Here is an 18,309-nt window from a genome sequence, read left to right as displayed (position 1 = left end):
TATCCAAAAATTACTTCGTGTTGTTGTTGTATCCGACGAGGAAAAACCAACAAACAACACACTGTTTTAAAAAACTACTCGTGAAACCATCACACGCATGAACATGCTTGCAAGTTTTTCACCAGCACACCAAGGCCCAAATCATTGGTTCAAGACCTACAGCGACCGGCACACACCAACCACCCCACACAAAAAGCTAGAGGCAGCAAGTATCAACCACAAACACACCACACAACGCAGATGTTCACAAACAAAAAATGCATTGGCACACTATCGAGTTCTCAAACAACACACGCACACCCTTCAGCCAGATTCTCATCCAGCCTCCGTAAGCGGCTCAACTCACGTTACAGAGAGGAACATCTTGTGTCAACCTCAGGTTCATAACCTGTTCTCGACCAGTTCACTTTGCTGTAACCGTGCGATTTAGTTATCCGTTCCCCTATCAGCGCTTGACGCTGCAGGGCAACGGGCTGTTACTTAACCACGCTCTGAAGCGTTTGGCAAACACCCAGCTCAGCGCGGTTAGTGATAGGTCGCAAGCGGTCCGTTTGGCCCCTCGATTACCTTGACCGGCGTATTGAAGATCTCGGTCAGCAGATCATCTCGCATAATCTCCTCAGCCGTACCGAACGCGACGATCTGCCCATCCTTCGCGGCGCAGATGTAGTCGGCGTAGCGGGCAGCGAAGTTGATGTCGTGCAACACGATCACAATTGTCCGACCCAGTTCTCGTGCGGCGTTGTGCAAGTGTTGCATCATTTCCACACTATGCGCGATGTCGAGGTTGTTCAGGGGCTCGTCGAGAAGCACATGCTCCGTTTCCTGGCAAAGGACCATGGCGACGTACGCTCGCTGACGCTGACCACCGGAGAGCTGATCCAGAAACCTCCCCTCCAGGGGCCGCAACCCGAGGAAGTCGATGTACTTCGAGATGATCTCCTCATCCTCGGCGGTGAGCCGGCCACCCGAGTACGGGAAGCGGCCGAAGCCCACCAGCTGCCGCACGGTGAGGCGGGTGACAAAGTGGTTCTCCTGGCGCAGGGTCGAGATGATCTTCGCCAGATCCTTCGACTTGGCGTTGCTCACGTCCATCTGACCGATCTTCACCGTGCCGGAGTCGATGGCCAGCAGCCGCCCGATCATGGTCAGCAGCGTCGACTTGCCGGCGCCGTTCGGGCCGACAAGTGCCGTAATGCCCCCGGTAGGGATTTGCACGTTGACCGGGCCAATTGCCACGTCATCGCTGTACTGCTTCTGTACGCCCTCGAGCGTAATCACAGCCGCCCCTTTCTCAAGATGACCACGAGGAACGTGGCACCTCCGACAAGTTCGATGATGATTGAGACCACGCCCTGCGCGTAGAAGATGTGGTTCATAACGAAGTACGCGCTGGTGAGCACGCAGAACCCCAAGAGCGCGGCCATCGGGAAGATGTAGCGGTGATCGTAGGTGTCCGTGAACTGGTACGCCAGCGTCGCCACCAAAAAGCCCAGGAATGTCATAGGCCCAACGAGCGCCGTCGAGACCGCCATCAGGATTGAGACCAGCACAAGCGTGTAGATCGCGTGCCAGCGGAAGTCCACGCCGAGGTTGACCGCAGCATCGCGACCCAGACCCATCACGTTCAACCGCTGCGCGTTCAGCAGCATCAACACCACCGCGAGCACCACCAGCGGGATGGCCAGTGGGTAATACTCCGGATCCGCGTTGTTCACCGAGCCGAACAGCCGCGCGGTGAGCACATCGAAGTCGCTCGGCGTGAGCATGCGCTGCATGAACGTGGACAGGCTTGCCAGTCCCCCGCCGATCACGATGCCCACCAGGAGCATCGCGTGCAGGTTCGCCTGATTATCCGTGAGCAGCCACGAATACAGCAGCAGGCTCAGCCCCACCATCACCGCGACCTGCAGCAGGAACATCTCCAGCGTCCGCGCGGCCAGCAGCCCAGAAGCACCGAAGAAGTACACCGTCGCGGTGTGAATTGCCACGTACAGCGATTCAAAACCCATGATTGACGGCGTCAGGATCCGGTTGTTCGTGACTGTCTGAAACGCAACCGTCGCCACTGCTTGGCACACTGCGACAATGGCCATAGCGATGACCGAATTCATACGGCGTTCCGCAATCAACCAGTAGCCGCGCGTGCCAAAGTCCATCGGGTTGCCGTACGCAAGCAAGCCCGCAGTGCTCAGCACAGCAAGCACAGCAAGGAAAGCAAGCAGCAGCCAATATCGCCTTTTGCTTGTCGACGACTCAAACGCGCCTACCGAGCGATCGTCCCTCCCAGCTACCAATGTCTTAGCCATTACGCGTCTGCCTCACGATCAACGCGATGAACACCACGGCGCCGATCACTCCGAGAATGACGGAGACCGGCATCTCGAAGGGCGCAATGATGGTGCGCCCGAGGATGTCGCAGACGGTCACGATCGCGATGCCCAGCAGGCACACCCATGGGAGGTTGGACCGCAAGTCGTCGCCACGCAGCATGGACACGATGTTGGGCACGATCAGGCCGAGAAACGGCAGGTTGCCCACCACCACGGTGACCACACCAGCTGCAATGGCCACCATTGCGGTGCCTACCAGCACGATGCGGTTGTAGTTCAGGCCGATGTTGGTGGCGATGTCCTCCCCGAGGCCAGCTGCGGTGAGGTGATCGGCATAGAAGAACACCGCGATCACGATCACTAGCACCACCCACAGGATTTCGTACTGGCCTGCGATTACGGAAGTGAATGAGCCGGCAAACCAGATACCGAGCGACTGCAGCAGGTCGTACTGCAAGGCGACGAAGGTGGAGATGGAGCTCACCACCGCGCCGAGCATGATGCCCACGATGGGCACGATGAGGCTGGAGCGCAGTGTGACCCGGCGCAGGAAGGCGAAGAAGATCATGGTTCCCACGAAGGCGAAACCAACGGCCATGAGCATCCGGGACAGGACTGTGCCGTTGGGAAACAGCACGAACGACGCCAGGAGGCCCAAGCCCGCCCATTCGGTCGTTCCGGTGGTAGTCGGTTCGACGAAGCGGTTCTGCGTCAGCATCTGCATGATCAGCCCGCACATGGCCATCGCGGCGCCCGCGAGCACCAGCGCAATCGTGCGCGGCACGCGGGTGGTGCGGAACATGGCCCAGCCGTCGTCAGAGCCGAGAATGTCGTACTGCCCCACCGCCAGCGATGCCACCAGCAGTGCGATCACCGCGCTTACAGCGAGCCCGAACTTCCAGTTGAGAAGGGTGGGTCTCGTGGTCGGTGTTGGGTGTGCCGGTGGCGCTGCTGTCATCAAGGGTTTGCGGGAGGAGGTTACGAGTTACTTCGAGGCTTCGAGCTGGTCGGCAATGCCGTTAAGGATCTCAGTGTAGGTGAGGATGGACTCGTTGGTGTAAGTGTCCTTCGGCGCAACGTAAACGTTGCCCTTTTGCACTGCAGTGACGTTCTGCAGCGGAGCGGAATCGTTGATCACGGACAACGCTTCCGGTGAGCCCGCGGCATCAGTCTTCGTGCCCGCGTCGCGGTCAAGAACCAGCATGATGTCCGGGTTGGAATCGGCGATTGCCTCGACAGAGATGTCGTCGCCCTGGTGGTCGGTGGACGCACCGTCAATCTCGAGTGCCGGGGTGAACCCGACGAGGTCAAACAACGGACCCCAGGTGCGGCCGCTGCCCGGCGCGGAGTAGCCAATTTCACCACCGGAGACGATCACCGCCATGACCGTCTGCTCTGGGTCATAAGCACCACGAACGCGCTGAACGGCCTTGGTGAAGTCCTCGACGACCTTCTCCGCTTCCTTCTGCTTGCCAAAAATCTCGCCAAGCTCGAGCGTCTGGCGAATGAGCTCCTTGTCAAAATCTTCGCCTTCACGAGGCTCAAATTCGAGCAGCACCGCGTCCGGCACGAGCTTCATGATGTCCTCGTCGTGCGAGGTGAATCGCTGACCCGAGATGATCACGTCCGGGTCAGCAGCCACAATCGCCTCGAGGTTTGGCTCACGGTGATTGCCAATGTCCACGATGGAGTCGTCGTCGGCGATGCCCGGAATGGTTACCGGCACAAGTGCGCGTGCGGCAGCGACCGGCTTTATGCCCCACTCGTCCAGGAGCTCGAAGGTTCGGTTGTCCAGCGCAACCACACGCTCCGGCGGGCTCGGGACCGTCTTCTCACCGTAGTTGTCAGTGACGGTGACCGTTCCCGCCTCCGCACCCGCGGCATCGGTGGCGGAGTCGCTCGCCGAATCACCCGCAGCGCTGGTCGGGGTGTTGGAATCCAGTGCCGGCTCAGCGTTCGAGCAACCAGCGAGCAGCAGCGAACCCGCTGCGGCGAAGGTGACCAGGTTCTTCGCAATGGTGTGACGGGACATTGAATTCGACTCCTTCTCGAGTTAATTAAGCATTGCCTAACCAAGATTAGCCGAGGCTATGCAAAGCGACAAACACGGGGTGCCCCTCCCCCAATCACGCGGTACCCTCACTACCCATGTCGACAGCCGTCCCGGTCTCTCCCCGATCCGCACTCGCCTCCCCCCTGACTCTGTGGATCGCATGGGCAGCATCAAGGCTGATCGGCCTGGCAATCGTGATCCAAGGTACCGGGGCGCACCCTGAGCTCGACTACTACCTAGACATCGTCGCAGGCAACGAGGCCCCCGAGTACCCGGTGCCGCTTTTAGTCCCACTGTCGTGGATCTACGCGCTCGGACCAGGCACCCAGCCCGAGTTCGGCAGGGCTTTTGTGTACCTGGTGCTCATTATCGACGGCCTGATCACCGCCTACCTGATCCACTTCCGCAATCCACGCGCGAACGCCGCCGAAAGCCATAGTCGGCGGTTGTGGGCCGTCGGTTTCTGGATCCTCTTCGGGCTATCCGCAGGGCCGTCGATGTATATGCGGTTGGACATCTTCCCGGCGGTGCTCGTGGGTGGCGCGATCGCGCTGATGGCGCAGCACCCCCGATCAGCCTCGGCGCTCCTGGGCCTTGCCACCTCCCTCAAACTGTGGCCCGGAATCCTCGCCGCAGGACTGGTGGGCCGCTGGTCGGACCGGATGACGTGGCATCGGCTAACTTCGTTCGCCGCCGCTCTCTTTGGGATGGCCGGCCTGGTTGCCGTGATCAACGGTCCTGAGCGCTTGATCAGCCCGCTCGGTTACCAAGGAGACCGCGGGCTCCAACTCGAATCGATTGCCGCTACTCCGCTGGTGATCAACGGCTTCCAGCATCCAGAGCACTACTACGTGGGGCTCGCAGTCTCGAAGAGCTACGAAATCGAAGGCCCCGGCATCGATACGGCGCTCGCTTACACTTCCATTGGCACCGCCCTTACGCTGCTTCTTGCAGTGGCGTGGGCCTTTTACCGGCTTTTCGCTGGGCGCTGGACAGCACGCTCCACCACGCACTTCTCCATCGCGATTTTGCTGCTGTTGCTGGTCACCAACAAGGTGTTTTCACCGCAGTACATGGTGTGGCTTGGGCCTGCGATCGCAGTCGCGTTGCTTCAACCGTGGACCGTCCAGCAAAGCGAGAAGCCGGTCGGCACGCCGGCACAGCGGTACCGCTCGGTGCGCGGGATGCGCCTGATCGCTGCGGCGGTGATGGTGGCGATGGGATTGACCACCTACGTCTACCCATTCGCCTACGACGAGATCGCGTACAGGCTCGGAGGCGAATGGGCGCCGGTCGCAGCGTTGACGATCCGAAACGCATTGATCCTTGCTGCCGCGCTCGGAGCTTTCGCGCTTCTTATCGCTGACGAACGCGCCGAGCGCAGGGCGTCAACCCATAATCCGGAGGAAACAGAAGAACCAGCCTCTCCTCCCGCTACGCCTGACAAGCGGGAGCCCACTCGCCTCGCCCGTCACCTCTCTGCTTGGCGTAAATCGGACATGGAAAAGCCAGCCAAGCCGGCCAAGCCGGCCAAGCCAGGCTTGACGCGCGGTGTCGACTGGGCTGCGGTTGCGCTGATCACCTTCGCGGGATCCGCAATCCGGTTGCTCTTCCTCTCAGTGATGGCTCATGCAAACCAAACGACCCTGGCAGACGAGCTCGGAGCGTGGGATACGGAGTACTACCTCGCGATTGCGAAAGACGGCTACTTCGACGCCGACATCCACCCCGAAGGGCCGCCGCATCACCACACTCTGGCCTTCTTCCCCGCCATTCCGATGATGCTCAGGGCTGTTCATTCGGTCACGATGATGCCCCCAGCTGTCGCCGGATTCGTTTTGAACTTCGTGTTCCTCTTCATCGCCACCGCGGCAGTGTTCGCGCTGGCGCACCGCATGAAGGCGTCGCGTTTCGAGGCCTTCGTCGGTGCGATGGTGGTAACCTGCGCGCCGCTGACCATCGTGTTTCACATGCCGTACACGGAAGCGCTGTTCATGGCGTTGTCGTTCTGGGCATTAGTGGCCATGGTGGATAAACGCTGGATCGTCGCCGGGATTTTTGTCACGCTCACCGGATTCGTCAGGCTGACAGCAGTCGACCTGATCGTTGTCTTCGGGCTGATGGTGTTGCTCCAAGCGCGCAAGGATTGGAAGGCATGGGTTGCCGTCGCGGTTTCTGCGCTGCCCATCGCCGGTTATCTCGGTTGGGCGAACCGGCATCTCGCAGACATGGGCGGGTACTTCGGCATCCAGGCGGAGTTTTGGAACTCGCAGTTCGACTACGGCGTGCGCTCGGTGACCTGGGTGATCGAGCGGATGCTCACCGGGGAGGATCTCGCCTCCATGTTCGCCGCAACAAGCATGGTTGTCGTGCCGCTACTAGTGGCGGTGACCTGGAAGCGCGTTCCGTGGCCGGTGTGGTTCTTCGGCGGCGCCATCGCCGCCAATGTCTTGCTGTCAGACGGAATTATGAGCTCGCGACCGCGTTTGCTCCTTCCGACGACAATCTTGCTCCTGCCAGTGGTGATCTGGTGCGCCCGCAGGCTCGGGGCGCGCCCGGCCATGCTGCTCTCGGGCGGATGGGTGTTATTCAGCGCGTGGTACTCCGCGCACATGCTCGCGGTGTTCCCGCACGCAATCTGACTCTCAACCCACAGAAGACGAAAGGCCCGTGGGCCGTTGCAGTCCGCGGGCCTTTCTTCGGTTAGTGGAGCCGCCGGGAATTGAACCCGGGTCCTTCACCACCGCGCCAGGGCTTCTCCGTGCGCAGTTCGCGCGGAATCTCTCATCGGCCCTCCGGATCAGGCGAACATGTCCGGATGACGGGCCCAGTTGGTGAAAGGAGTCCCCTCCGAGGCCGCACCAACACGGCCGGAGGGCAAGTCCCCTAAGTCGACGCCAGGTACCGAGACGGGGACGATCCCGGCCTGACGGACACGCAGGTCGCTTGCTCTAATACTTAGGCAGCGAGGGCGTAGTCACGCTGAGAGTTCTTCTCTGCGTTTATTAGTTGCAGCGACGCTCACGGTGGTCTCCTGCCTGCACCGGCACGCTTCCCCTGGCTTAGTCGATGAAGTCGAAACCAAAATCGACCCCTCACAACTACGCGGAAAACGTAGGAGTGTGAACGTTAGTCCACACCGTTTCCAAGCGCAAGAGCCGGCCCGAGTATTCCCGGGGGTTATTCCCGAGTCTGTTCCGCAGTACGCCCTGAGCGCTCCCGGAGAAACTCCACCACCGCATTCCAAACATGCACATACAAACCGCCCCGTGATTCCACCCCCAGCGACGGAGGCGCACCACCCTAGCGACCTGGGGTATTCCGCAGGGGCCACCGCCACGGGAACGACACGGAATAAGGTGGACGTCATCTCGGTTGTCGATACGACACCAAAAAGGGAGTGCGAAACAATGAAAGCTTTTGGGTTTTTGAGCTTCGGACATTACGCTTTCGGCGGCCAGCGCGGCCCGTCTGCGGAGAAGGTGGCCAAGATCCACCTTGAGGTGGCCCAGGCCGCCGACGAGATCGGCGTGAACAACGCCTCCTTCCGCGTCCACCACTTCGTGCCACAGGCATCCGCCCCGATGCCGCTGCTCGGTGCCGTCGCCGCGACCACCAAACTCATTGAGGTGGGCACCGGCGTGATCGACCTGCGCTACGAAAACCCGCTCTACCTGGCGGAAGAAGCGGCCTCCCTGTACCAGCTCTCCGGCGGCCGCGTGGCCCTCGGCGTTTCGCGCGGTGCCCCCGAGGTAGCCGACCGCGGCTGGGAAGCCTTCGGTTACAAGGGCGACGCCCCCAACGGGGCGGACGTGGCACGCCGCCACCTGGAGAAATTCATGGCCGCTGTCGACGGCAATGGGTTTGCCACCGCCGCCCCCTTGGACCGGCAGTACCCCAACATGTTCCAGCCCGGCTCAGCCCTTCCGGTCTTCCCGCTCGCGCCTGAACTGCGCAAGCACATTTTCTACGGCTCCGGCACCCACGCTTCCGCGGAACAAACCGCCAAGGACGGGCTGAACCTGATGTCGTCCACCCTGGTCTCCGAGACCACCGCCGCTACTCTTGGCGAAATCCAGGCGGACCAGATCAGCCGCTACCGCGCCGCGTGGAAGGAAGCTGGCCACGATTGGACCCCGCGCGTGTCCGTCTCCCGATCCATCTTCCCCATCGTGGACGGAGCCGACATGCAGCTCTTTGGCATGCAGGCCTCCGGCTCCGACCAGGTGGGGATGCTTCCTGACGTGGGCGCTTCCACCTTCGGCCGCACCTACGCCGCCGAGCCGGACAAGCTCATTGAGCAGCTCAAGGCCGACCCCGCCGTCATGGCAGCCGACACTCTGTTGATCACTATCCCCACCGGCATGGGCGTGGACGTCAACGTGAGGATTTTGGAGAACTTCGCCACCCACGTAGCTCCCGCGCTGGGTTGGAAGCCGAACACCGAGGGCCCGGCCACCGGCTACCCCATCGACTAATCCCTGCCGGTCGCCGCGAGTGTCCCAGGGGAAGCGTGCCGGTGCAGGCGGTTCCCGTTATCCGGTCGCTGCCAGCGGATGTGTACGAGCCGCTTGCCGGGAAGGGACCAGCGCGGCCACGATCCCCACCACCACGGCGACCGCGAGCACACCACCGAGCTGCGCCCAGGGAATGAGCGTCCGGTCTAAGCCTGTGTCCGAGAGCGTCTGTACGAAGGCGTAGCCAACCCAGGTTCCGAGCACAATGCCAGCGAGCGCACCGAGCACCGCGATGACAACCGACTCCATTGCGATCATGCGGCGCACCTGAGCCCGCTGCATACCAACGGCCCTCAGGGTGCCGAACTCTCGCCTGCGCTCGGTGATCGAAAGCGCCAAAGTGTTGATGATGCCGAAGATGGCGATGACCACGGACAGCGCCAGCAGACCGTAGACCACCGACAGCAGCCCATCAATCTGGCCTGCACTCTGGTCGCGGAACTCGTAGCGATCCTGGACCTGTAGCACGGCAAACGGCTTGACGGTTTCTTCGAGCTTTGCAATTCCTTCCTGTTCGTCCATATCCTCGCGGAATGTCACCATGGCGTTGACGCGCATCCACTGGTCCTCATTGGGCACGAGCTTCCTCGCCGTGTGCGCGGAGATTCCCACCCCCATGAATACGTCGGAATCCTCCCAGATCACTGCCAATGGTTCGTCGATAAGCTCTGGCGAAACCGGCGAGACTACCTGCACTGTGTCGCCGAGTGATACCCCGAACTTGTCCGCTTCGGAGCGGCTCATGCCCACCCCCGGCCCGTTGACCAGATCGGCGAAGTCGCCTTCTGCAACCTCGAGGTTGATGACGTCGGTTGGATCGCTCGAGATGATGGCATCGAAGCCGTTGCCCGATGCGGCCTCCGCGGTCTGCTCTGGAGTGCTCCCCGGCCGGATGACGGCAACCGGAGCGGCTAACGAGTCGAACGACCCGGTGACCTCGGGCATCGCCCTGATTTCTTCCATAGCGTTGGCCGGGAATTCGAGAGATGGCGCCGACTTGGTGATCACGGCGTCCGCACGCAGTTGCTCGTCGACGACACCAAACACCGAGTTCTTCATAGAGGCACCGAGGATGCCCACGGCAGAGACCAGGGTCACCCCGAGCATGAGCGCGAAAGCGGTCGACGCGGTGCGGCGCGGATTTCGTGCGAGGTTGGTGCCGGCCAGAACGCCCACCGGCGGCCACGAACGCGGGGTTGCGCCTGAGATCACGCGAACGATCGCAGCGGATAGCAGGAGCCAACCCGCAACCATCGCGAGCGCGCCGACGCCTACCAGCATGGCTCTGTTAGCGGTCGACGCATCGACGAACGCACCGGCGGCCGTCGCGCCAATCCCGGCGAGCATCAACACCGCTCCGATGACCGTGCGTGCCCGCAGGGGCTGTGCAGTCGAAGTCTCGCCCGAGCGCATTGCCTCCACGGGGCGCACGGCCCCGGCGCGGCGGGCGGGAGCCCACGCACCCCACAGGGTGACCAGCAGACCCACGACAAGCGAGATAACCACCGCCTGCCAGTTCAAACCGATGCCGGCATTGGGGAAACCGACTTCGGCTCGTTCCATGCCCCAGACGATCAGCGCGATCAGACCGAACCCCACACCGATGCCGAGCACCGACCCGATCAGCCCGATGATGAACGCTTCCACCGCCACCGATCCGGTGAGCTGGTGCTGCGACATACCAAGTGCACGCAGCAGCGCGTATTCTTTCTGTCGCTGGGCGACGATCATGGAGAACGTGTTGGAAATGATGAAGGAACCAACGAGCAGAGCGATGAGGCCGAACGCCGCCAGGATGTAGCTGATGAAGGCGAGTTGCTCCCTCACGGCAGCGGATTCATCTTCGGTGGCCTGCTCGCCGGTCTTGACCTCAGCGTCGGGCAACGCCGTGCTGATCGCGTCGACGGCAGCCTCGGGCGAGGTGCCTTCTGCGGCGCGCACGCTGACTACGTTGGCGATGTTGTCCACCGAGTATTCGTCCCAGTACTGGTCCTGCGGGATCTGCAATCCCGCCCAGTTGCCTGCGTCGAAGCCGGGGTCATAGATCCCGTCGATGGTGAATTCGTGTCGGCCGGTGCGGTCGACAACGGCGACGGTGTCGCCTACCTGCACGTCGTATTGCTCGGCGGTGGAGGCGTTGATGACACCGTGGCCGGACTCATCCGGGGCATCGCCTTCGACCATGGTCAGCTCGCTGAAGCCGATGCGTTCACCATCAGGGGTGAACGGAAGAATCCAGGTACCACCGCCGCGGGCCTGGACGGGGGTGTCGTCGATAAGCAATGCAACGGCCTGTGTCCCGCTGGGTTCGGCGAGCTCGACCTCCGGGAGTTTCTCGAGGGTTTCTTTGGTGGTGATGCGGTCGAGTGGGTGCTCCATTGAGCCTTTGACGACGACATCGACGCCCTCGTAGTTGTTGGAGATGATGTCCTCGAACGCTTTGTTGAGGGTCGCAGTGAGGATGAACCCGCCGGCGACGAAGCCGGTGCCGAGCACGACTGCGATCAGCGAGAGGAGCAACCTGGTGGTGTTGGCGCGGATGTTTCGCCAGCTCAATTGGGCGATTGCGGCATTCATGAACGCTCGACTCCCGCCATGGTTGCCAGGATCTGGTCGGTGGTCGGCGAGTGGATCTCGTTCACGAGCTTCCCGTCAACCAGGAAAATGACGCGATCCGCATAGCTTGCCGCCTTCGCGTCGTGGGTGACCACGACCACGGTCTGGCCCATCTCATCGACCGAGGTACGAAGCAGGTTCAGCACTTCCGTGGCGGAATTGGAGTCCAGGTTGCCGGTAGGCTCGTCGCCGAAGATGACCTCCGGCTTCGACGCGATGGCCCGAGCGCAGGCGACGCGCTGCTGCTGCCCGCCGGAGAGCTCCGCGGGGCGGTGATTCAGGCGTTCCTGGATGCCGAAGCGGCGGGTGACGTCCGCAAGCCACTGCTCGTCGATGCTCTTGCCCGCGATTCGGGCAGGCAGGGTGATGTTCTCCTCCGCCGTCAGCGTGGGCACGAGGTTGAAAGATTGGAAGATAAACCCGATGCGGTCGCGCCGCATCGCGGTCAGCTCGGCGTCATTGAGGTTGGAAATGTTGGTGTCGCCGAGGAACACGTCGCCCTCGGTCGGTTCGTCGAGCCCGGCCATGCAGTGCATGAGCGTGGATTTGCCGGAGCCCGACGGGCCCATGATCGCGGTGAATTGGCCCGCTGCAAGGTCAACGTCGACGCCGTCTAGAGCGTTGACGGCGGTGTTGCCCCGCCCGTAGGTTTTGCGGAGGTTGCGCGCGTAAGCGGCGGTGGTCATCGGAGGTTCCTTTGTGTCGGGAGCTTGGAAAGCGCTGATTCGCTAGGTTCCGATTATTCCTGCAAAAGGCGCCCGACCGCGTGGGGTGTCGCCCCGATTTCCACCCTGAAAACCGCATCGGGGTCAACCCGTACGGCAGGCGGCTTGGGCGCGTTTGGGGCCCTTAGGTACGCGCTGGGCGCACGCGCATGAACTCCACGACCGCGTCCGGGCCAGCGTCAACAGCGAGGCGCGCAGCCTTGGCCACGTTCACCGCATCCATCTTCGGCCGCCCGTCGTCGCCGGCGAGCATATCGGTGTCAGTGCGTCCCGGGTGCAGCGATGTCACCCGCACCTTGCCAGCCTCTTCCTCCTGCAGCGCTTCGGTGAAGCCGCGCAGCGCGAACTTCGACGCGCAGTAGGCGGAGTTCTCGGCGATGCCCTGGAAGCCGGCGCCCGAGTTGATGGCGATGATCAAGCCGTTAGAGCGCCGCAACGCAGGCAACAACGCGCGGGTGAGCGTCACGGGCGCGAAGAGGTTGACCTCCATCATCGTGCGCCACTTGTCGTCGGTGAGCTCCTCGAGCGGGCCGTGCTCCATCACGCCCGCGGCGAGAACGAGAACATCCAGCTCCTCGATCTGTTCGGCCGCGCGGAGGATCGCGTCGGTGTCAGTGAGGTCAGCCTCGAACGGCTCAGCGCTCGGAAGCTTATCGACGATCTGGGAAGCGTCCTTCGACGCTCCCGCGTAGATGTGGTGATCCTGGCCGAGTTCTTCCGCGATAGAGCGGCCGATGCCACGGGAGGCGCCAGTGATCAGTGCAGTCTTTTTGGGTTTCATGCCACCCAAGCGTAGCTAGGCTTTGATGCCCTTGAATTTGCGTCCCAAATCGCGGGCGATCTCGCGGTCTTCGGTGCGGCGCTTAATGGACTGGCGCTTGTCGTAATCCTGTTTACCCTGTCCGAGGCCCAACTCGACCTTCGCGCGGCCGTCCTTGAGGTAGATCGACAGCGGAATCAGGGTGCGGTTGCCGTCGCGAAGCTTGCCCTCCAGCGAGTCGATCTCGCGGCGGTGCATGAGCAGTTTGCGGGTGCGGCGCGGCGGGTGGTTGGTCCAGTGTCCCTTCGAGTACTCGGGGATGTGCATGTTGCGCAGCCACACCTCGCCGTTATCGATGGTGGCGAATGCCTCGACGAGTGAGACCTTGCCTTCGCGCAGCGCCTTGATCTCGGTGCCCTGGAGCACGATCCCGGTCTCCCAGGTGTCCAAGATGGTGTAGTCATGCCGAGCCTTCCGGTTGGTGGCTAGCACCCCGGAGTTGCTCGACTGCTTTTTCTTCTTGGCCATAAGGTGGCTAATGCTACTACCCCACCTGAGCGCGAAGCTATTTGCGCACGTAGGAGCGCAGTGCAATCTGCGCCGCGAGACCGCCGATGAGCATCGCTGCGAGCCCGATCAGGGGCATGACCGTCCACACCGCCGAGGTAGGTACGTAGGCGATGAGCTGGGAGGAGTACAGCTCCGAAAGGATCGTATCGACGATCGTCCGCTTGCCGACGAACACCAGCACCGTCGCCAGCACGGCACCGATGGCCACCGCCATCACCGCCTCGAGCACGAACGGCGCCTGCGTGAACCAGCGCGACGCACCCACCATGCGCATGATGCCGATCTGCTCACGGCGGTTGAACGCTGCGAGCTGAACCATGTTCACAATGAGGAAGATCGCGGCCAGCGCCTGTGCACCGGCGAAGAACCAGGTCATGTTGCGGAACGTGTCCATCGTACTCGCCGCGTCGCGCACGGTGTCGGCCTGGTCGGTGATCACCGCGACCTGCGGCAGATCCCGGATCTCGTCAATCGGCGAGGTGTCCGACGGGTCGCTGAGTCGCACGTGCAAAGCCGCCGGCAGCGCCTCCGGACTGGTCTCGCGAACGAGGTCCGGTTCGCTGGCCTCGAACAGCTCAACGAAGCGCTCGTAGGACTGCGCGCGCGAGCGGAAGGTGACCTGCTCTACCCCGCTGTCAGCCTGCAGGGTGTCGCGCACCTCGCGGCAGGCTTGCGACGAACAGTCTTCGTCGCTCGCGGAGATCTCCTCGTTCAGCTCCACCATCACTTCCACGCGGTCCAGGTACAGGTCCTTGGTCTGCGCGGTCGCCTGCGACAGCAAAATGCCGGCACCCACGAGCACGAGTGAGAGCATGGTGGTAATCACGAGCGCGATCGTCATCGTGATGTTGCGCCCGAGGCCTTTGTAGCCCTCGCGGAAAATAAAAGCCCAGTTCATCTATGCCCTCCCGTAAACGCCGTGACTGTCGTCGCGCACGAGCCTGCCCAAGTCCAGCTCCATTACGCGTCGGCGCATGTCGTTGACGGCACGCGCGTTGTGGGTGGACATCACCACCGTCGTACCAAGTCGGTTGATACGTGCGAGCAACGCCATGATCTCGTCGGCCGTAGCAGGATCTAGGTTGCCCGTCGGTTCGTCGGCAAGCATGAGCGGAGGTTTGTTCACAAAGGCGCGGGCAATTGCCACTCGCTGTTGCTCGCCGCCGGAAAGCTCGTTGGGCATTCGCTTGCTTTTCGACGCCAGGCCGACCAGCTCCAGAGCATCGGGGACGAGCTTATTGATGCGTGTCTTTCGCATCCCGATGACTTCAAGGGCGAATGCCACGTTGTCGTAGACGTTGAGCGCGGGCAGCAGGCGGAAGTCTTGGAAGACGTACCCAATCGCTTGACGCAGCTTATTCACGTCTTTGCCCTTGAGTGTGTTGACGTGGAAATCGTTGAACTGGATGTCGCCGGAGGTGACGTTTTCTTCGCGGATCATCAGCTGCAGGAACGTGGATTTTCCGGAGCCTGACGGGCCGATCAGGAAAACGAACTCGCCGTCTTCAATGGTGAACGAGACATCATCCAACGCGGGCCTAGTCGATGTGGGATAGACCTTGCTGACGCGGTCGAATTGGATCATGCGATAAGAGTAGCCATGGGTGATACGTCCCCGAAATTACCGACACTCGTCGGTTACGCGGTGCTTACCCTATCTGGGTGGGACAATGGGGCGCATGAAGAAAGGCGGAACTCGGCTGCTGGTGTTGATCCTGGTCGCGCTGGTGGGCATCGCTGTGGCGATGGATACGCGACCTGACTTCCAGGCACCCTGGGACCGCGACAAGGATGCAACTCCCACAGCGGGCGCGCCGACGACGGCACCGATGACTTCGGCACCAATGACTTCTGCGCAGGTGCCGTCCACCCCGGTGACTTCCACGCAGAGTTCGACATCGAGTCCGGCCCGCGAGATCTGGCAACCGGCACCGGTGATCCCGACGGGTTAAGCAGAACAAGCTCAAAAAGCGGCCGGCCCGTTCGGTGGTAGTCACCAAACGGGCCGGCCGCCTTCAGGACAGTTCCCGATTAGTCGTTGATGTAGCGGTACTGCTTGTTCACAAACTCATCGAGTGCGAACACGGAGAGCTCGCGGCCGAAGCCGGAGCGCTTCACGCCACCGAACGGCAGGATCGCAGAGAAGTACTGGCCGAGGTTGACGTGGATCATGCCGGTGTCGATCTGGTCCGCAACCTTGGTGGCCTTCTCAACGTCGTCGGAGAAGACGGCGCCGCCGAGGCCCTGGTAGGAGTTGTTCGCCAGCTCCACGGCCTCTTCCTCGGAGGAAACCTTGTAGATCTCCGCCACCGGCCCGAAGAACTCCTCGTAGTACGGCTCAGAGCCAACCGGCAGGTCGGTCAGAACCGCCGGGGAGAAGTACGCGGTGGTGTCGTCGATCTCGGCGCCGGTGCGCAGGTTCGCACCAGCTGCAACGGAGCGGTCGATCTGATCCTTGAGGATCTCGGCTGCGCGGCGCGAGGACATCGGGAAGTACTCGTTCTCGCCCGGGTTGGACGGGTCGCCCTTCTTGTAGCCCTCTGCGATGCTGACCATCTCGTCGACGAACTGGTCGTAGATGTCCTCCATCACGATGATGCGCTTGTTGGAGGTGCAGGCCTGGCCGGCGTTGTGGACGCGCTTGTCCCATGCCTCCTGTGCTGCCGCGCGGATGTCGGCGGCGTCGAGGACGATGTACGGGTCGGTGCCGCCGAGCTCGAGGACAACCTTCTTCAGGTTCTTACCCGCGGTTTCAGCGACCTTGGCGCCAGCGCGCTCGGAACCGGTGAGGGAAACACCCTGGACGCGCGGGTCGGCGATGATGGTCTCGATCTGGTCGTGGGTGGCGTAGACGTTGATGTACACGCCGTCCGGCAGGCCAGCGTCCTTCAGGATCTGCTCGAAAGCAGCGGCGGACTTCGGGGTGATCTCGGCGTGCTTCAAGATGATGCAGTTGCCGTTCATCAGGTTCGGGCCGGCGAAACGGGCGATCTGGTAGATCGGGTAGTTCCACGGCATGATGCCCAGGATGGTGCCCAGCGGCAGACGGCGCACAACGGCCTTGCCGCCCGGGACGTCAACATCCTTCGGTGCGCAGTGCTCCGGGGCGTTGTCGGCGTAGAACTGCATGATGTCGCCGGAGAAGTTCATCTCCCACTCGCCCTCCGGGATGGGCTTGCCCATCTCCTCTGCGGCAATCTGGGCCAGCTCATTCGCGCGCTCCTTCAGCAGATCGGCTGCCTTGCTCACGATGACGGCGCGCTCTTCGTAGGTGGTGTTGCGCCACGACTTGAAGGCCTTCTCGGAGCGGTTCAGAACATCCTGGATCTCCTCATCGGTGGCGAAGTCGAAGGTCTCGACGATCTCGTTGGTAACCGGGTTCTGCACGCGGTACTGGTTGCTCATTTGGTGTGGGTTCCTTTCAGGAATGTGTGGGAAACGTAGTCAGTGGTTGGGTGTGCGTTACGCACCCGGGCGGAACTCGCCGTCGTTCATCTTGATGCCCTCGTCCTGCCCCATGTAGGAGGTCTCGTGGGTCAGCGCGTCGAGCAGGATCTGGTGGTTCTGCTGAACTTCCTTTTCCAGCGCCTCAGGGTTGGCGCGAAGCAGATCGTAGCCTGCCTGCACCTGCGGCACCGCCAGTTCAGTGAAGGGGCGGGAGACGGCGTGCGGCACGTTGTACTTGTCCGCCACCTCGTCGCCGTGCATGATGCGGGTCGCGGCGTACATCCAGTCGTAAATGGACTCGTCCGGGAACGGCAGCAGTGCCTTGACGTTGGTGACGAAGCCGCTGAACAGGGCGTCGACAAGCGCGCGCGACGCATCGTTCGGCTCACCGTCGACGAAGTGGATTGCGTCGATGGTTTCCTGGGAGGCGTCGATGTCGGTCTCCGGTGCGAGGAGATCGCCCGGAATGCCCAGCATCAGACCAACGACCTGCCACAGGTAGAACAGGTCCTGCTCCTCCTCCACCGACATGCGGTAACCGAGGTTGCGGCAGTAGGTGAACGCGATGTAGGTGAAGTCGAACCAAGTGCGGAACATGTCGAACTCGCTGATCGGCGCGCCCCATTCGGAGTAATCCAGGCCCAGCTTGGTCTGGACGCGGCGCACGTGCGCGTGCATGGCGCGCACCATGCCGGTGTGGATGTAGCTGGTCCCGCCCGGCTTCAGCTCATCCTTGAGGTAGACGGAGTAGATCCAGTTGGTGGTGTAGGCGAGGCGGTGTACGGCGCCCTCGGTCAGCTCACCGGTGTTGACCAGGATGTCCGCGATCGACGGGGCGGAGTAGGTGTGGATTAGCGCGCCCGGGCCGAGAGAGAGGTTCTGCGCAAGGACCGGGACGGAAAGCGCAGCCTTCTGGCCGCGCTCCAAGCGCTCCCAGTCGACGTTCTCGAGCGCGGCATTCATGTCGTCGATAAGCGCAGCGACCTCTGGCAGGGTGTTCTCGTCTGCCTTGCCGCGCGCCAGCGCGTCACGCAGGTTCGGCATAACGTCCTTGCTCTTGTTGCCGCTGGTGTACAGCGCGTCCGCGATCGGATCCATCGCCCAGTACGCCTGCTCGAAACGCTGCGCGCGATCTTCGCCGAACTTTGCGACGAACTCTTCGCGGCTACCGCGGCTCACCGGCCAGCCGGTGCGATCGTAGTGGTCGGCGGCCAAGGGGTTCTCGGTAAAAGTCTGAGTCATTGGTCTTGCTCCTAAGTGTGTTGGGCTAGGTGTCGGGGTGGTTGCC

Annotated in this window: 15 protein-coding genes and 1 other RNA gene; 3 read left to right on the top strand and 13 right to left on the bottom strand. The window is 62.2% G+C overall.

What is annotated here, in order from left to right; all coding sequences use genetic code 11:
- Nucleotides 1–525: 525 nt before the first annotated feature.
- Genes CGLAU_RS03250 through CGLAU_RS03235 form a run of 4 tightly spaced genes read right to left on the bottom strand, consistent with a single transcriptional unit; the run spans nt 526 to nt 4,365 of the window.
- Complete coding sequence (locus tag CGLAU_RS03250) at nt 526–1,281, bottom strand: iron ABC transporter ATP-binding protein (protein ID WP_095659461.1); 756 nt, start codon at nt 1,279–1,281, stop codon at nt 526–528.
- Complete coding sequence (locus tag CGLAU_RS03245; RefSeq protein ID WP_095659460.1) at nt 1,278–2,309, bottom strand: iron chelate uptake ABC transporter family permease subunit; 1,032 nt, start codon at nt 2,307–2,309, stop codon at nt 1,278–1,280. Before CGLAU_RS03245 ends, CGLAU_RS03250 begins: the two co-directional genes overlap by 4 nt.
- Nucleotides 2,302–3,291 carry an ABC transporter permease gene (locus CGLAU_RS03240; RefSeq protein WP_095659459.1) on the bottom strand — a complete coding sequence of 330 codons (990 nt, stop codon included), beginning with the start codon at nt 3,289–3,291 and terminating at the stop codon, nt 2,302–2,304. The genes CGLAU_RS03245 and CGLAU_RS03240 overlap by 8 nt, the downstream gene beginning before the upstream one ends.
- Before the next feature lie 27 nt (nt 3,292–3,318).
- Complete coding sequence (locus CGLAU_RS03235; protein ID WP_095659458.1) at nt 3,319–4,365, bottom strand: siderophore ABC transporter substrate-binding protein; 1,047 nt, start codon at nt 4,363–4,365, stop codon at nt 3,319–3,321.
- A 116-nt stretch (nt 4,366–4,481) separates the two neighbouring features.
- Here CGLAU_RS03235 and CGLAU_RS12465 point away from each other — a divergent pair, with 116 nt between their 5' ends.
- A complete protein-coding gene (locus CGLAU_RS12465) occupies nt 4,482–7,028 on the top strand; it encodes a mannosyltransferase family protein (protein WP_232507177.1) in 2,547 nt (848 codons plus the stop codon).
- A 62-nt stretch (nt 7,029–7,090) separates the two neighbouring features.
- Here CGLAU_RS12465 and ssrA read toward each other — a convergent pair.
- Nucleotides 7,091–7,481, bottom strand: a transfer-messenger RNA (tmRNA) gene (gene ssrA / locus CGLAU_RS03225).
- Between the two features lie 315 nt (nt 7,482–7,796).
- On the opposite strand from ssrA, the gene CGLAU_RS03220 reads away from it, so the two are divergent.
- Nucleotides 7,797–8,864 carry an LLM class flavin-dependent oxidoreductase gene (locus CGLAU_RS03220; protein WP_095659457.1) on the top strand — a complete coding sequence of 356 codons (1,068 nt, stop codon included), beginning with the start codon at nt 7,797–7,799 and terminating at the stop codon, nt 8,862–8,864.
- Between the two features lie 57 nt (nt 8,865–8,921).
- Here the strand turns inward: CGLAU_RS03220 and CGLAU_RS03215 are convergent, their stop codons facing one another.
- The 6 genes from CGLAU_RS03215 to ftsE all read right to left on the bottom strand — a co-directional run bounded on the left by CGLAU_RS03215 (nt 8,922) and on the right by ftsE (nt 15,159).
- Nucleotides 8,922–11,480 (bottom strand): ABC transporter permease, encoded by a 2,559-nt coding sequence (locus tag CGLAU_RS03215; RefSeq protein ID WP_095659456.1) that lies wholly within the window; start codon nt 11,478–11,480, stop codon nt 8,922–8,924.
- Nucleotides 11,477–12,205 (bottom strand): ABC transporter ATP-binding protein, encoded by a 729-nt coding sequence (locus tag CGLAU_RS03210; protein ID WP_095659455.1) that lies wholly within the window; start codon nt 12,203–12,205, stop codon nt 11,477–11,479. The genes CGLAU_RS03215 and CGLAU_RS03210 overlap by 4 nt, the downstream gene beginning before the upstream one ends.
- 163 nt (nt 12,206–12,368) lie before the next feature.
- Nucleotides 12,369–13,025, bottom strand: coding sequence for an SDR family oxidoreductase (locus tag CGLAU_RS03205; protein WP_095659454.1), 657 nt, complete (start codon nt 13,023–13,025; stop codon nt 12,369–12,371).
- A 15-nt stretch (nt 13,026–13,040) separates the two neighbouring features.
- Nucleotides 13,041–13,532, bottom strand: a complete 492-nt coding sequence (gene smpB / locus CGLAU_RS03200; protein WP_095659453.1) for an SsrA-binding protein SmpB — start codon at nt 13,530–13,532, stop codon at nt 13,041–13,043.
- Nucleotides 13,533–13,569: 37 nt separating this feature from the next.
- Entirely contained in the window at nt 13,570–14,472 is a 903-nt protein-coding gene (ftsX, locus tag CGLAU_RS03195; protein ID WP_095659452.1) for a permease-like cell division protein FtsX, read from the bottom strand.
- Nucleotides 14,473–15,159: a cell division ATP-binding protein FtsE gene (gene ftsE, locus CGLAU_RS03190; RefSeq protein WP_095659451.1), complete on the bottom strand. Its 687-nt coding sequence runs from the start codon at nt 15,157–15,159 to the stop codon at nt 14,473–14,475.
- Between the two features lie 94 nt (nt 15,160–15,253).
- Here ftsE and CGLAU_RS03185 point away from each other — a divergent pair, with 94 nt between their 5' ends.
- Nucleotides 15,254–15,526 (top strand): hypothetical protein, encoded by a 273-nt coding sequence (locus CGLAU_RS03185; protein WP_157731247.1) that lies wholly within the window; start codon nt 15,254–15,256, stop codon nt 15,524–15,526.
- A 79-nt stretch (nt 15,527–15,605) separates the two neighbouring features.
- On the opposite strand, the gene CGLAU_RS03180 is transcribed toward CGLAU_RS03185, so the two are convergent.
- Both CGLAU_RS03180 and CGLAU_RS03175 read right to left on the bottom strand, forming a co-directional pair.
- On the bottom strand, nt 15,606–16,979 hold the full coding sequence (locus tag CGLAU_RS03180) for an NAD-dependent succinate-semialdehyde dehydrogenase (RefSeq protein ID WP_095659449.1): 1,374 nt from the start codon (nt 16,977–16,979) through the stop codon (nt 15,606–15,608).
- A gap of 57 nt (nt 16,980–17,036) precedes the next feature.
- Complete coding sequence (locus tag CGLAU_RS03175) at nt 17,037–18,263, bottom strand: oxygenase MpaB family protein (protein WP_095659448.1); 1,227 nt, start codon at nt 18,261–18,263, stop codon at nt 17,037–17,039.
- Nucleotides 18,264–18,309: the final 46 nt, after the last annotated feature.

It is taken from the genome of Corynebacterium glaucum, from assembly GCF_002287505.1.
In the GTDB taxonomy this organism is placed as follows: domain Bacteria; phylum Actinomycetota; class Actinomycetes; order Mycobacteriales; family Mycobacteriaceae; genus Corynebacterium; species Corynebacterium glaucum.
This window is presented reverse-complemented; position numbering and strand designations above follow the sequence as displayed.